16 protein-coding genes are annotated in these 14,845 nt (G+C 67.7%); 14 read left to right on the top strand and 2 right to left on the bottom strand.

Annotated features, from left to right (window positions below):
• Positions 1–109: 109 nt before the first annotated feature.
• The 14 genes from STHE_RS04565 (at position 110) to STHE_RS04630 (ending at position 12,752) form a co-directional block, all read left to right on the top strand.
• Positions 110–832, top strand: coding sequence for a response regulator transcription factor (locus STHE_RS04565; protein ID WP_012871394.1), 723 nt, complete (start codon positions 110–112; stop codon positions 830–832).
• Entirely contained in the window at positions 832–2,463 is a 1,632-nt protein-coding gene (locus tag STHE_RS17810; RefSeq protein WP_012871395.1) for a sensor histidine kinase, read from the top strand. Before STHE_RS04565 ends, STHE_RS17810 begins: the two co-directional genes overlap by 1 nt.
• 112 nt (positions 2,464–2,575) lie before the next feature.
• Complete coding sequence (gene tsaE, locus STHE_RS04575) at positions 2,576–3,112, top strand: tRNA (adenosine(37)-N6)-threonylcarbamoyltransferase complex ATPase subunit type 1 TsaE (RefSeq protein ID WP_012871396.1); 537 nt, start codon at positions 2,576–2,578, stop codon at positions 3,110–3,112.
• A complete protein-coding gene (gene tsaB / locus STHE_RS04580; RefSeq protein ID WP_012871397.1) occupies positions 3,078–3,785 on the top strand; it encodes a tRNA (adenosine(37)-N6)-threonylcarbamoyltransferase complex dimerization subunit type 1 TsaB in 708 nt (235 codons plus the stop codon). Before tsaE ends, tsaB begins: the two co-directional genes overlap by 35 nt.
• A 57-nt stretch (positions 3,786–3,842) precedes the next feature.
• On the top strand, positions 3,843–4,532 hold the full coding sequence (gene rimI, locus STHE_RS04585; protein ID WP_012871398.1) for a ribosomal protein S18-alanine N-acetyltransferase: 690 nt from the start codon (positions 3,843–3,845) through the stop codon (positions 4,530–4,532).
• Entirely contained in the window at positions 4,495–5,610 is a 1,116-nt protein-coding gene (gene tsaD / locus STHE_RS04590; RefSeq protein ID WP_012871399.1) for a tRNA (adenosine(37)-N6)-threonylcarbamoyltransferase complex transferase subunit TsaD, read from the top strand. Before rimI ends, tsaD begins: the two co-directional genes overlap by 38 nt.
• Positions 5,611–5,654: 44 nt before the next feature.
• Entirely contained in the window at positions 5,655–6,461 is an 807-nt protein-coding gene (locus STHE_RS04595) for an inositol monophosphatase family protein (protein ID WP_012871400.1), read from the top strand.
• Positions 6,462–6,523: 62 nt separating this feature from the next.
• Positions 6,524–6,754, top strand: coding sequence for an Lrp/AsnC ligand binding domain-containing protein (locus STHE_RS18970; RefSeq protein ID WP_012871401.1), 231 nt, complete (start codon positions 6,524–6,526; stop codon positions 6,752–6,754).
• A 52-nt stretch (positions 6,755–6,806) separates the two neighbouring features.
• Positions 6,807–7,772, top strand: coding sequence for a histone deacetylase family protein (locus STHE_RS04605; protein ID WP_012871402.1), 966 nt, complete (start codon positions 6,807–6,809; stop codon positions 7,770–7,772).
• Positions 7,769–8,383 (top strand): imidazole glycerol phosphate synthase subunit HisH, encoded by a 615-nt coding sequence (gene hisH / locus STHE_RS04610; protein WP_012871403.1) that lies wholly within the window; start codon positions 7,769–7,771, stop codon positions 8,381–8,383. Before STHE_RS04605 ends, hisH begins: the two co-directional genes overlap by 4 nt.
• Before the next feature lie 13 nt (positions 8,384–8,396).
• Positions 8,397–9,161, top strand: a complete 765-nt coding sequence (gene hisA / locus STHE_RS04615) for a 1-(5-phosphoribosyl)-5-[(5-phosphoribosylamino)methylideneamino]imidazole-4-carboxamide isomerase (RefSeq protein ID WP_012871404.1) — start codon at positions 8,397–8,399, stop codon at positions 9,159–9,161.
• Positions 9,145–10,272: a coiled-coil domain-containing protein gene (locus STHE_RS04620; protein ID WP_012871405.1), complete on the top strand. Its 1,128-nt coding sequence runs from the start codon at positions 9,145–9,147 to the stop codon at positions 10,270–10,272. Before hisA ends, STHE_RS04620 begins: the two co-directional genes overlap by 17 nt.
• Positions 10,273–10,278: 6 nt before the next feature.
• Positions 10,279–11,043, top strand: coding sequence for an imidazole glycerol phosphate synthase subunit HisF (gene hisF / locus STHE_RS04625; RefSeq protein ID WP_012871406.1), 765 nt, complete (start codon positions 10,279–10,281; stop codon positions 11,041–11,043).
• A gap of 425 nt (positions 11,044–11,468) precedes the next feature.
• Positions 11,469–12,752, top strand: a complete 1,284-nt coding sequence (locus STHE_RS04630; protein ID WP_012871407.1) for a C40 family peptidase — start codon at positions 11,469–11,471, stop codon at positions 12,750–12,752.
• 536 nt (positions 12,753–13,288) lie between these two features.
• On the opposite strand, the gene recA is transcribed toward STHE_RS04630, so the two are convergent.
• Both recA and STHE_RS04645 read right to left on the bottom strand, forming a co-directional pair.
• Positions 13,289–14,347: a recombinase RecA gene (recA, locus tag STHE_RS04640; RefSeq protein WP_012871408.1), complete on the bottom strand. Its 1,059-nt coding sequence runs from the start codon at positions 14,345–14,347 to the stop codon at positions 13,289–13,291.
• Between the two features lie 114 nt (positions 14,348–14,461).
• A complete protein-coding gene (locus tag STHE_RS04645) occupies positions 14,462–14,791 on the bottom strand; it encodes a cyclic-di-AMP receptor (protein ID WP_012871409.1) in 330 nt (109 codons plus the stop codon).
• Between the last annotated feature and the right edge of the window lie 54 nt (positions 14,792–14,845).

Consider the following 14,845-nt stretch of genomic DNA (forward strand, 5'->3'; position numbering starts at 1 on the left):
AGTGGCGGCCCGTCCCGTCGCCGCGGGTCGGGGACGGTGCGTTGGTATACTGACTTGGATGCGTTGTTTGCGCGTTGCACGGTTGTTAGATGCGAGGTTCTGAGGGGACGTGGCGGATATTGTCGTCGTCGAGGACGAGCGGGAGTTGGCGACCCTGGTTGAGCGGGCGCTGCGTGAGGAGGGGCACCGGGTCGAGGTCATCCGCGATGGGGCTGCGGCGCTTGAGCGGCTGACCGGTCCTGGCCAGCCGGAGCCGGACCTGATCGTGCTCGATCTGATGCTCCCCAACGTTGACGGGCTGGAGATCTGCCGCCGTGTGCGGCAGTCGAAGATCACGCCGATCCTGATGCTGACGGCCCGGTCGACGGAGCTGGACCGTGTGCTCGGTCTGGAGCTCGGCGCGGATGACTATCTGACCAAGCCCTTCTCGCTGCGGGAGCTGCAGGCGCGCGTCTCGGCGATCCTGCGCCGGGTGGAGATGATGCGGGCGCTCTCGCGCACCGAGGACGGCACGACGCGGATCGATCACGGCGACCTGACGATCGATCCCCTCTCGCGGGAAGTGACGTCGCGCGGGCAACCGGTGCACCTGACGGCCAAAGAGTTCGACCTCTTGCACCTCCTGGCGGCCAACCCCGGGCGGGTCTTCAGCCGCGACTACCTCCTGCATCGCGTCTGGGGTGAGGACTACGTCGGCGTCGATCGAACGGTGGACACGCATATCCTCCGGCTGCGCAAGAAGCTGGGCGGACCGGGTAGCCCGGCCGAGCGGATCGTTACCTTGTGGGGCGTCGGCTACAAGTACGAACGACCGCGTGACGGAGGGGCGTGATGCGTCGGGTGTTCACCGCGCCGTGGCGAGCGGTGCGGTGGTTCTTCCGGGCCTATCGCCAGCGGCTGAGCGTCCAACTCATCGTCTCCCACGTCCTGGTGGTGTTGCTGACGGCCCTGGTGATCGAGCTTGCCGTGGCCGGGGTCTTTCTCGGCGCCTATAACGCCGGGTTGCTTCCACTGAGTTCGGGCATCGACGCGTTTGCGATCAACACGGCGACCACGGTGGCCCGGACGACGGGGCCCGACGCGGTCGCCGCGGAGGCGCTCGGGGACATGGAACGGTTGGATTCCATCCAGCAGCGCCTCGCGTTCGTGGCAGGCCAAGTCGAGGTTGGGAACCCTGGGCGAGGTGATCGCCGGATTGCGATCACGGACGCCGACGGTCGGATCGTGGCCACTTCCGACCCAGGCTGGGCGCCGCCTGGTCAGACCGTCGACGTAATCCCGAACCCGCTCACGGTGCGTATCGCCCGGCGTGGTCTGGAACTGGCCGGCGCGCCGTCGGGTCACGGCAACCTCTGGGTCACGGACGGCGATGAGAATGAGACGGTCGTAGTCCACCCCATCCTGTCTGACGGCGACGTTTTCCAGGGGCTGGTCGTGCTCGAGCGGTTCGACCCGTCACCGGGCCCGACGTCGTTGCCGGCGCCGACGCTCGCGGCAGGGCTGGTCTACATCATCGTCATGACGCTGGCGGTCCTCATCGCCCCGGCGCTCATCGTGGCGGTGCCGGTGGGGATCCTCCGAGCGCGGCGCGTATCGAAGCGCGTATCGCACCTGGCCGAGGCGGCCGATGCCATGGCGCAGGGCGATCTCGGGCGCCGTGTCGCGGTCAAGGGGGAAGACGAGATCGCGCGGCTGGCCGAGCGCTTCAACGAGATGATCGCCAGCGTGGACCGCACCGACCGCGCACGCAAGGCGTTCGTGGCTAACGTGTCGCACGACCTGCGGACACCGGTCGCGATCGTGCGGGGCCACATTGAACGGCTGCTGGCGAGCCGGGGCGCTGACCCGATCTCCGGTTCGCTGGGCGAGCTGGACGACGAAGAAACGCGGTCGCTCGCTGTGGTTCACCAGGAGGTGCTCACCCTGGAGCGCCTTATCAACGACCTCTTCACACTGGCCCGGATTGAGGAGGCCACGCTGCACATCGAGCCGGCTCCGGTGGCGATCGACGAGGTGGCGCGAGCCGCGGTCGAAGGCGTCCGCCCCATGGCGTGGGATCAGCGGAAGGTCGCGGTCGAGGCGATGCTCCCGCCGGGCCTGCCGCCGGTGCTGGCGGATCGCACGCGCCTGCAGCAGATCTTCGGAAACCTCCTCTACAACGCTCTGCGCCACACCCCGGAGGGCGGCCTGATCGTCGTCGGCGCCGAGCAACGCGACGGGGTGGTCGAGGTCTCGGTCCGCGACACCGGTGGGGGCATCCCGGAGGAGGAGTTGGACGCCGTGTTCCAGCGCCACTACCGGCTGGGCGACGGCGCCGGCTTCGGCGAATCGAGTGGGCTGGGGCTCGCCATCGTCAAGCAACTGGTTGAGGCGCAGGACGGGTCCATCTGCGTGGAGAGCGTCCCCGGCGAGGGGACGGTGTTCCGCTTCACGTTGCCGGTGGCGACCAAGGGGCGCGGCTGACGCTTGCGCTTGCCGGTTCAGTCGGGTGCTGGCTATGATGGGGTCACGCCTCAGCGACTCCGGCGTAGGCCTGCACGCTGCGGCGCGCAACACGACGGAGGACACTGCCCCGATGGTGACCCAGCGCCCGGCGCTCGACGTGATCAGCCACAGCCCGGATCAGACGCGGTGGCTCGGCTCTCGGCTCGGCCGGCTCGTCCGGCCAGGGGACGTGATCCTGCTCACCGGCATCATCGGTTCGGGCAAGACGACGCTGGTGCAGGGTATTGCGCGGGGATTGGGCGTGACCGGCTACGTGCAGAGCCCGACCTTCACCCTGGTCCACGAGCATCCCGGGCGGACTGCCGACGGGCGGCCGGTGACGCTCTACCACCTCGACCTCTACCGCCTGGAGGGTAACGAGGAGCTGGTCACGTTCGGCTACGAGGACTACTTTGCCGACCCGGCGGGGATTACGGTGGTTGAGTGGCCGGAGCGGCTCAGCGCCGAGCTGCCCGAGGAGTACCTGCTCGTTAACCTCGAATACATTGCCGATGCGAAGCGCCGGCTCGCCCTTTACCCACGGGGCGAGCGCTACGAGGCGCTGGTGGAGGCCTTTCGCGTGGAGGTGTTTGGTGCCCGCCGAGGACCGGCTGCTTCTGGCTATTGACACGTCGACCGAGGTCGCGGGGCTGGCGCTCTACGACGGCGCGACGGTCAGCGAGCTGACCTGGTATGCCGGGCGGAACCAAACCGCGTCCCTCCTCACCCAGATCCGGCACCTGCTCGACATTAACGGGCGTGACCTGACGGAGGTCGGCGCCGTCGCCGTGGCGATCGGGCCGGGCACGTTCAACGGCCTGCGCGTGGGGATGAGCGTGGCCAAGGGGCTGTGCTACGGCCTCGGGTTGCCGCTCATCGGGATCGGCACGCTGGATACGATCGCCTACCCGCACGTGCGGTCGCGCCACCCGATCCGCGCGGTCGTCCCGGCCGGGCGGGGCCGGGTGGTCTATGCTGACTACCGGTACCGGAATGGGCGGTGGGTGCGGCTGAGCGACCTTCGCAACGAGCGGATGGACCAGTTGGCGGACGAGCTGGTCGAGAAGACTATCATTGCTGGAGAGTTGCCGGCGGACCTGGCGGCCAAACTGGAGGAATCTCCGCTCGTCATCGTGCCGCCTCCCGCGCTGCGGGTGCGGCGACCGGCGTACCTGGCGGAGGTTGCGCACCGGCGCTGGCTGGAGGGGGATACCGACCCATTGGAGACGCTTGAGCCGGTCTATGTGCACGGCAGCGCGAGCACGGCTGCGGCGCCCGAGCCGCGCGCGTCCACAGGGTGACGCAGCGCTACAGGCTGGAGACGGTGTCGCGGGCACCGGTGGAGAGAGACAGGCATCGTGAACAACGAGACGACCGCAGGGCCTCGCCGGTACTACGTGCAGCCGATGCGCGTCGAAGACGTGCCCGAGGTGTCCCGCGTTGAGCGGCGCTGCTTCACCAACCCGTGGCCGGAATCGGCTTACCGGCGCGAGCTTCGCAACCCTGCCAACAACCACTACATCGTCCTGCGCTGGCACCGCGGTGAGCGCGTCGAAGGGGCCGGAGCGCCCGAGCCGCGGGGCCGCCTGGCACTGCTGCCGCTGATCCAGCGGTCGGAGCCGCAGGTGACCGACCCAATCGTCGGATTCGCCGGGATGTGGGTGCTCTACGATGAGGCACACATCACGACGATCGGGGTGGATCCCGACCATCGGGGTCGTGGGCTCGGTGAGTTGTTGCTTGTCAGCCTGTTCGACGAGGCGATCCGGCGGAGTGCCGAGTGGGTGACGCTTGAGGTGCGGGTATCGAACCAGACGGCGCAGGCGCTGTATGAGAAGTACGGGTTCACGCGCCAGGGGCTGCGGCGACGCTACTACAGCGACAACGGCGAGGACGCCTACATCATGTGGTCGCCGTCGCTGCGCGACAAGGCGTCCCGGCAGCGCTACGACGAACTCCGCGAGCGGTTGTTCGCGCGCCTCGCGGCAGAAGGGATCGTGACGGGTCAGCATGGCGACGAGCACGGGCAGAATCATTCTGGGCATTGAGACGTCCTGCGACGAGACATCCGCCGCCGTCGTCCGTGACGGGCGAGAGGTCCTCTCCAATGTCATCCACTCGCAGATCGACCTGCACCAGCGCTACGGCGGGGTCGTGCCGGAGTTGGCATCACGCCGTCACATCACGACTATCATCCCAGCCATCGACCTGGCGCTGGAGCAGGCGGGGGTGACGCGGGACGACATCGACGCCATCGCGGTGACCGAAGGGCCGGGTCTGGCGGGGTCGCTCCTGGTTGGGGTCAACGTGGCGAAGACGCTGGCGCTGACGTGGGGCCTGCCGCTGGTGCCGGTCAACCACCTGGAGGGTCACATCTACGCTAACTGGCTGTCGCTGCCGGGCGAGGAGCCGGTGCCACCGCCTGAATTTCCGCTCGTGTGCCTGGTCGTCTCCGGAGGGCACACGGAGCTCGTCTTCATGCGTGGGCATGGCGAGTACGAGTTGCTGGGTCGTACGATCGACGACGCGGCCGGGGAGGCATTCGACAAGGGTGCGCGTATTCTGGGATTGGGCTATCCGGGTGGCCCGGCGATCCAGCGGGCGGCTGAGAAAGGGCGGCTCGGGCGCTTCACCTTCCCGCGGGCATGGCTCGGCGACAGTTACGACTTTAGTTTCAGCGGCCTGAAGACCGCGCTCCTGCGGGAGGTGGAAAAGTACCGGCGACCCGGCCCGCGGAAGCGCCGGCAGAAGGGGGACCAGCCGTTCCTCACCCACGAGCCGCCGGAGTATGCGCCGAACATGCCGGTCAACGACCTGGCTGCCGACTATCAGGACGCGATCGTTGACGTCCTGGCCGAAAAGACAATCCGCGCCGCCCGCGAGACGGGTGCGGCGACGGTGTTGCTCGCCGGCGGGGTGGCGGCGAACACTCTGCTGCGGCGCCGGCTCACCGGGGCGCTCGACATTCCGGTCCGCTATCCTCCTCCGATCCTCTGCACCGACAACGCGGCGATGATCGCCGGCGCGGCCTACTATGTGCAGCGGCGTGGGGTGAAGGCAGGGTTGGACCTCGATGCCCACCCGCAGTTGCCGCTGGTCACGGCGACCGCATTCCCGGATGACTGAGCGCAGACCCGCCGTGCGTCGAGGCGGGCAGTGAGGAGCACACGGTGACAACGGAGACGTTGGAGGCGGCCCGGGCGGTAGCGACCGACGCGGCGCTCCAGGCCGGGGCGCTGCTACGGCGGATGGCCGGGCAGGTCAACGACGTGCGGCACAAGGGCCCGGTCGATCTCGTCACGGAAGCCGATCGGGCGAGCGAGCGACTGATTCTGGAGGCCATTCGCGCCCGCTTTCCCGAACACGCGATCCTTTCCGAGGAGAGCGGTGCCCTCAGCGGTGCCGACGACGCGCCCCGCTGGCTGATCGACCCGCTCGACGGCACCACGAATTACGCGCACGGGTACCCGCTCTACGCCGTGTCGATTGCCTTCGAAGTCGCGGCCGAAGTGGTCCTCGGTGTCGTCTACGTCCCGACGCTCGACGAGTTGTATGTCGCGGAGCGCGGGCGGGGCGCCTGGCTCAACGGCCAGCCGCTGCGCGTCTCCCGGACGGACACCCTGCTCGCGTCGCTCCTTGCCACGGGATTCCTGTATGATGTGGATACGCGCGGACGGAATCTTCCGCACTGGGAGAACTTCATCCACGCGACGCAGGGGGTGCGGCGCAGCGGTTCCGCCGCGATCGACCTATGCCACGTCGCGGCGGGGCGCCTGGACGGCTACTGGGAAGAGGGGCTGGCGTCCTGGGACTCGGCAGCCGGCTCGCTGATGGTCACTGAGGCGGGCGGCACGGTTACGGGCTACGACGGGGAGCCGTTCCGTCTGGACGGGCCCAACTGCGTTGCATCGAACGGAGTCATTCACGCGGCGATGCTGCGGGTGTTGGCGCAGGGTATGGCGGCGCTGCCGGATTGACGGGCGCCGCTCGTGCGGTGGCATCGAGCTGGTTCGATGCCGGGCGTGGCCGGAGGTGCGTCGTGACCAAGGCGTATGTCCTCATCACCACCGAGATCGGCAAAGGCGACGACGTCTATGAAGCCCTGTCGCGCATCGAGGGAGTATCCGCCGTCAACATCGTGGCTGGAACCTACGATGTGGTCGCCGTTCTGGAGGCGGCGGACGCGCGGGAGATCGGACGCCTTGTCATGGGCCCGATCCAGAAGATCGATGGGGTGATGAGCACGGTCACGCTCATGGCTATCCGCTAGGAGGCCAGGGCGCCATTGCCGTCGCATTGCCGGGCGGCATATACTGTGGCGCATGGACATCCCGACCGCGCTGATCCTTTCGGATCGATTTCGCCTCCACGACACCGGGGCACATCCGGAAAATGCCCAGCGCCTGGTGGCGATTGAGCGTCACCTGCACGAGTGCGGGCTGATGAACGAGCGGGCCGTGCTCGATCCGGAGCCGGCTACCCCCGAGGACATTGCGCTGGTGCATGACCCGGAGTACATCCGGTTCATCGAGCACATCGCCCATGCTGGAGGAGCCTACCTCGACAGCGATACCTATGTCTCCCCGCTGACCTACGAGACGGCGATGCTCGCGGCTGGCGCCGCGATCCAGGCTGTGGACTATGTCCTCGACGGTGCGGCTCCGCGGGTATTCGTCTTTCCCCGGCCGCCCGGGCACCACGCCTTGCGCCGGCAGGGCATGGGCTTCTGCATCTTCAACAACATCGCGGTTGCGGCGCGCCATGCGCTCGAGCGCCGTGGTCTCCGCCGGGTGGCGATCATCGACTGGGACGTCCACCACGGGAACGGAACGCAGGAGGCCTTCTACGACACCGACGAGGTCCTCTTCTTCTCGGTGCACCAGTGGCCCCTCTTTCCGGGCACCGGGCATCGGGACGAGGAGGGAGTCGCGTACGGCCAGAGCTACACCGTCAACCTCCCTCTGCCTCCCGGCTCGGACGATGCCGACTACGCTCGCGTCTTCGACGACGTTATCGGACCGCGCCTTATCGAGTACGCACCCGACCTGATCCTGGTCTCGGCAGGGTTTGACGCGCACCGGGACGACCCGCTTGCCCTCATGGAGGTGACTGAGCGTGGCTTCTACGGGATTGCGCGCCGGGTACGCGAGTGGGCGGACCAACTGAGCGAGGGGCGTTTGGTCCTGCTGCTTGAGGGCGGTTACAATCAACGCGCGCTGGTCCGGAGCGTGGAAGCGACGATCCGGGCGCTGGACGCGCTCCCGGCGCCGGAAGAGTGTGCAGAATGATCGCGGTCGTCGACTACGGCGCTGGCAATGTCGCCAGCGTCATCAACGCACTGAGCCGGGTCGGCGCGGATGCATGCGTCACGCGCGACCCGGACGTTATCAGGACCGCCGCGGGGGTCATCGTACCCGGCGTGGGCGCTGCCGCGGACGTGATGTCCCACCTGACCGGCCACGGGCTGGTCGACGTGCTACGGGAGACAATCGCGGCGGGCACCCCGTACCTCGGCATCTGCATGGGGATGCAGGTGCTCTTCAGCGTGAGCTATGAGGACGGGGAGCATCCATGCCTGGGCGTGATCCCGGGCGCGGTGCGACGCCTTCCCGGTGGTCAACCGCTCCCACACGTGGGCTGGAACCAGGTGTGCCAAGTCGGATCGAGCCCGCTCTTCCACGGTATCCCGGACGGCGCCGACTTCTACTTCGTCCACTCCTACTACGTCGACCCGGCGGTGGAGGGCTGGACAGCGGCGACAACGGACTACGGCTTGCGCTTCACCAGCGCGATCGCGCGCGATAACGTGATGGGGACTCAGTTCCATCCCGAGAAGAGCGGCCGGTGGGGGCTGAAACTGCTCCAGAACTTCACGCGGATGGCCGGCGCCGGTCGATGAACGGTGGCCCGAAATGCTGATTATTCCCGCGATCGACCTGCGCGGCGGGCGATGCGTACGCTTAGTGCAGGGGGACTTCGCTCGCGAGACCGCGTACGACGACGACCCGGTGCGGGTGGCGCGGCGATGGGCGGACCTGGGTGCGCGCTGGATCCATGTGGTGGACCTCGACGGCGCGCGCGCCGGCAAGCCGATGCAGCTCGATCTGGTGCGTGCGATCGCGGAGGTCGGGGTACCGGTCGAGCTGGGCGGCGGGCTGCGCAGTCTGGCCGACCTGGATGCGGCGTTCACTGCCGGAGTCAGCCGCGCGGTGCTGGGTACTGCTGCGGTCGAACGCCCCTCGCTGATGGGAGAAGCGGTCGCGCAGTTCGGGCCGGAGCGCGTGGTGCTCGGGGTGGACGCGCGTGGTGGCCGGGTCGCGGTGCGCGGGTGGGCGGAGACGTCCGATCTGGCTGCCGAGGATGTGATCGCCCAGGCACGGGATGCGGGGGTCCCGCGGGTGATCTACACGGACATCGAGCGAGACGGCACGCTGACCGCGCCAAACTTCGCGGCGATCGCCGCGATCGCGCGTGTCGGTCTGCCGGTCATCGCCTCGGGCGGGGTGGCCCGCCGAGACCATCTGGAGCGTCTGGCCGCCATCGCGGGGGTGGAGGCCGCTATCGTCGGGCAGGCACTGTACACCGGGGCGTTGACGATCGGAAGTGCCGAAGACTGGTGGGTGGAGCCTGCCACGTCGTTGCCGGGTATGGGGGAGGACCATGAGCGCGCGCACTGATCTGGCCGACAGTGTCCGCGAGGACGATCGGCGGAAGCGCGAAGAGGCCAAGATCCAGGGGCTGCAGGCACAGATCGACGAGTTGCGGCAGATCACCCGCGAGTTGCTGAGCCGCCAGCTCCGCGAGGAAGAGCAGATCAAGGCCACCGAGACGGCTCTGGCGCAGCATCGTCTCGCCCTCGAGCAGCACCGCCATGAGGTCGCCCAGGCGGCCCAGGCGCGCCAGGTCGAGGAGGCACGTTTCCGGCAGCAACTGACTGACCTCAACCAGCGCATCGACGACGTTGCGCGTCCGATCCGCTCCTTGCAGGCCCACGTGAGCGAGTTGCTGGAGACGGTGCGCCGCCAGCGGGAGGATGTGGGTCACGACACCAAGCGCTTCGACGAGCTCCGCGCCCTGATCGATCACCTCAGCGCCCACGGGGAGCGGCAGGTGGCTGTCTCCCAGGGCTTGCGCGACTCGGTGGACGCGCTGCGCACCGAGGTTGAGCGCCTCCAGCGGGATCTGATGCGCACGGACGACGCGGTTCGGATCGTTGAGCAAGAGTTGCGGCGTCGGGTGGCGGAGATTGTCCAGGAGGTTTCCAACCTGGAAGCGCGGATCGCCGAGGAGGCGGCCGGGGTCGCCGCGGTGCAGGCGCAGCTCCAGGAGCTGCGCGAGGCGATGAAGGAGATCGACCCGCAGTTCGAAGCAATCGGGAACATTCTGGAGCGCCTGGAGAGCGAGATCGATCGGTTCCATACCCAGGCCGTGGAGCGCGACGAGCTCATGGCGGAGCGGATCGAGGAACTGCGCCAGCAGTTCGACGCGCAGCTCCGCGATATCCAGGAACGGCACGACATGCGCTTCGAGCGTGCCGTCCAGCGTGCCGACCAGATGGAGGAGGTCGACCGCGACCTGGCCTACCGGATGCAGATGATTGAGATCCGGCTGGAAGAGCTGCATCAAGTAGACCGTCGGCTGCGGCGGGAATTGTGGTACCTCCACGAGCAGCGGGCGCGGCTGCGGTTCGAGCAGGCACAGCAGGAACTGGAAGCAGTGGTGGAGGCCCGGCGCGACATCGAGCGAGAAGACGCCGGTGGCCGGCCGCAGGACCGGACCGGGGAGTAGATTCAGATGCTCACGCGGCGCATTATTCCCTGCCTCGATGTGAAGGCGGGGCGGGTGGTCAAGGGCGTCCAGTTCCAGGGGTTGCGCGACGCGGGCGACCCGGTCGAGCTGGCACGGCGCTACGACGAGGCCGGTGCGGACGAACTGGTCTTCCTCGACATAACGGCCAGTAGCGAGGACCGCGACACCATCGTGGACGTGGTGCGGGAGACGGCGCGCCAGGTCTTCATCCCGCTCACCGTCGGGGGGGGGGTGCGCAGCGCGGACGACATGCAGCGGCTGCTGCGGGCGGGCGCCGACAAGGTCAGCGTGAACAGCGCGGCTGTGGCGAACCCCGAGTTGATCGCGACGTGCGCCCGGCGCTTCGGCTGCCAGTGCGTCGTGCTGGCCATCGATGCCCGGCGGCGGCCGGAAGGTGGCTGGGAGGTCTACACCCGAGGTGGTCAGGTGCCAACCGGCCTCGACGCCGTGGAGTGGGCGCGCCGCGGCGTGGAACTGGGAGCAGGGGAGATCCTGCTGACCAGCATGGATGCAGACGGCACCCAGGACGGGTATGACCTGGAGTTGACCCGCGCGGTGGCCGAAGCGACCGGCGTGCCGGTGATTGCCTCGGGGGGTGCCGGTACCCTCGAACACCTCTATCAGGCATTGACCGAGGGGAAGGCGCAGGCAGTCCTGGCCGCGTCGATCTTTCATTACGGAACGTACACAATCGCAGAGGCGAAAGCCTATTTGGCTGCCCGTGGCGTGCCGGTGCGGCAAGGGCAGTGACCTCACTCGGTGCGTACGTTCGCCCCATTCGTTGCGATCTCCGTGCTGACGCGCTGTCACATGATTGACAGGAACAAGCGCATGTGCTAGCCTGCGACCTATACGGCAGTCCGGCTGGCCGCACTCGGGGGAGCGCAGCCAGCGGAGTGGCTGCCGGCGCCGACGCACGACATCCTGTCTGAAGCGATCATCCGGCCCGGGGATCCGGGAGCGCAAGCCCGCAGCCAGCGGGCGCGGCGGGATGTGGTGTGTGAGGCCTGTGGCGGCGCACCGGTCCGGGCGCAGCGGGCGCATCGAGAGGGGATCTCGATGCACAACCACCCGCGGCGCACCGCGAGATTGGAGGAGGGTTCAGGCACTGGTTTCCCACCTCCAGTGGGACAACTGGTATTGCCGGCCACACGGACTCCAGGAGGGAAGGACGATTGGGCGTTCGAAAGAGACGCCACCTGCTCGGTGGTGTCGCTCTCGCTGCGGCGGTGGCTGTGACGGGGGTTTCGCCAGTCGCCGCGGATACCAACCTCGTAATCGGTGGACAGGCAATCGTAGCGAATACAGAGGGTGTCGGCGTCAACCTGCGAGGCGCCGTCGGGTACGATGCCCCAATCCTGTTCACTGTCTCCGAAGCAACGACAATCAATGTTATCGGGGGGCCGAACACCGCGCCGGATGGTTCCGTCTGGTACAACGTGGAGGTCAACGGCACCCTGGGCTGGATTGTCAGCGATTACCTGACGCTGCCGCCGCTTGCGGCCGGGCAGGTTGCCATCGTGTCCGGGACTGACGGACACGGGCTCCGGCTGCGCGAGGCCCCGAGCCTGAGCGCGGCCACGCTCACCGTGATGCCCGAAGGTGCTGAGGTGAGTGTGGCGGGTCCAGAACAGACCGACGATCAGGGCATGACCTGGGCCCACGTGAGCTACGGCGGCCTCACGGGGTACGCTGCCCGGAGTTACCTGTCGGTGGGCGGCACTGGCGGTGCCGTCCAGGCGGTGCCGGTGTCGAACCCGGCTCCCGAGGCTGCCCCGTCGGGGATCGTGGTCGGTGGGAACGCCGAAGTCGTGAACACCGGTGGTGCCGGCCTGAACCTGCGGCACGACGTGGGCTACGGTGCGGGCATCGCGACGGTGGCCGCCGAGGGTGAGGTGGTCCACGTCATCGACGGACCGCGCTACGACGCCGCGGGTGACCCCTGGTGGGGCGTCGACTATAAGGGCATTCGCGGCTGGATGATGGGCGCGTACCTCGCGCCGACCGACCGGGAGCCGACCCTGGCTCCAGCTCCCGCGTTGGCTGGCAGCAATGAGCAGCCGGCGGCATCGGCACCGGCCAGCGACATCGGCGCGGCCATCGTTGCCGAGGCGATGAAGTACCTGGGCTACCCCTACGTCTGGGGCGGGACGACGCCGGCTGGCTTCGACTGCTCCGGATTCACCTACTACGTCGTCAATAAGGTTCTGGGAGGCGGTTTCCCGCGGGCCATGGAGAGCCAGGTGGTCTCGGGCACCTACGTGGACCCGAACGATCTGCGACCGGGAGACATCGTCTTCCAGCAGAACACCTACCAGTGGGGGCTGTCGCACACCGGGATCTACATCGGCGATGGGAAGTTCATCCACGCGGCCGATGCCAGCACCGGCGTGATCATCAGCAATCTGTGGGACTCCTACTGGGGCTCCCGCTACTACACGGCACGCCGCATCGGCTAGCCTGAGCGACTATCCCAACGGGCATTGTGACGGACCCGCCCCGAGAGGCGGGTCCGTTCGTGTTTGTGAGGGAAATGGGGGACTCGTCGCCTGGGCGCTACCGGACTCACGGGTCCAGGAACCCCGTTTCGCGGGTGTCATCCTTCGCGCCGCTGCACGGTGGCTCTGAAGCCAGATCCTTCGACTCTGCCGCCCGTCGCGCCGCTGCGGCCGGCTTCGCTCAGGATGACATCGGATGGTGGGTACGGGTGCAGTTGGAATGACACGGTTCTGACGTCGTGGTTGGCGTGGGTGCGTTGTTTCCCCCGGCATGGCCTTTCAGCGATCGGCGGACGGATTCTTGGGTCGGGACGTGATCGTCCCGCCTGATGGGTACGTTGCCTGGCCGCCTGTCGAGGATGCTCCGGAGGCAGGCACTACAACGCCCGCCCAGGCTCACCACGGCTTCGCGGGTGCCGCTCGCCTTCATGGCTACCCGGGCGGGCGCTTAGGCGGCCGCTTAAACGCTCGAGGGCGTTGGACGTGCCCGGCGCAGGCTAGGAGAGAACTTCGTCCTCGGCCAGCTCCTCGGCCTCGGCGGACGTGCCGTCGTAGTTAATGCGCGAGCGCAGTTCGGGCGAGGCAGCCCGGATCTGCTGCTCGATATCCCGCAGGATGTCCGGATTCGCCTTGAGGAATTCCTTGACGTTCTCCCGGCCCTGGCCGAGCCGCTCCTCGCCCAGGTAGAACCAGGCGCCCGACTTCCGGATGATACCGAGGTCGGTCCCGACGTCGATGATGCTGCCGATGGCCGAGATGCCCTCGTTGTACATGATGTCGAACTCGGCCTGGCGGAACGGGGGCGCCACCTTGTTCTTGACGACGCGGACCCGCGCCCGGATGCCGATGCTCTCCTGGCCCTGCTTGATCGTCTCGATCCGGCGGATGTCGAGCCGGACCGACGAATAGAACTTCAGCGCGTTACCGCCGGTCGTCGTCTCCGGGTTGCCGAACATCACGCCGATCTTCATCCGGAGCTGGTTGATGAAGATGACCGCGGTGCGCGACCGGCTGATGGCGCCGGTGAGCTTGCGGAGTGCCTGGCTCATGAGCCGCGCCTGTAGGCCGACGTGGGCGTCACCCATGTCGCCGTCAATCTCCGCCCGCGGGACCAGGGCCGCGACCGAGTCGATGACGATCACGTCGAGGGCGCCGCTGCGCACTAGCGTTTCGCAAATCTCCAGCGCCTGCTCGCCGGTGTCGGGTTGGGAAATCAGGAGGTCGTCGAGCTTGATGCCGCAGCGTTCGGCATAGACCGGGTCGAAGGCGTGCTCGGCGTCGATGTACGCGGCGACACCCCCCAGCTTCTGCGCTTCGGCGATGATGTGCTGGGCCAGCGTCGTCTTACCGCTCGACTCCGGGCCGTAGATTTCCGTGATCCGGCCGCGCGGGATGCCGCCGACCCCCAGCGCGAGGTCGAGGGCGATCGAACCGGTCGGGATCGCCTCAATCTGGAGACGCGATTCTGCCTCGCCCATGCGCATGATCGACCCCTTGCCGAACTGGCGCTCGATCTGCGCCATGGCGAGTTCGATCGCTCGGTCTCGTTCGGACATTCGCCGCTGCCTCTCTTCCGCGTCGGGTTGCGTGCTCGCCAGCCTAGAAAAAATGTTCTATTCCGGCCCTAATCATACGAAACCGAAGGGACCCGCGTCAACGGCCGTACAGGGTCAGAGTCGCTCGAACCGCTCCACATCCAAGACGAAAACGACTGCGCCGCCGACCTCCACCTCGAAGCTGTCGCTGAGGAAGAGGAGGCCGGGTTCTAGCGCAGGGGTGTACGGCACAGCGACCTGCGTGCGGCGGCGGCAGACCTGGCTGATAATCCCCAGCACCCGCGGCACCTCGGAGTCCTCAACGCCGATCAGCAGGCTCGTGTTTCCAGTGCGCAACAGGCTGCCGGTGCTGCTGATGCGAGTCACGCGGTACTGGGACGCCACCAGTTCGTCGACGAGGTTGTCGGCGTCTTCGTCCTGGACGACCGCCACGATGAGCTTCATCTCGGCTCCCCTCGATCGGGCTGCGGGAGATTCGCCCTCAGCACGGCCTGCGTT

It is taken from the genome of Sphaerobacter thermophilus DSM 20745 (assembly GCF_000024985.1).
In the GTDB taxonomy this organism is placed as follows: Bacteria; Chloroflexota; Chloroflexia; order Thermomicrobiales; family Thermomicrobiaceae; genus Sphaerobacter; species Sphaerobacter thermophilus.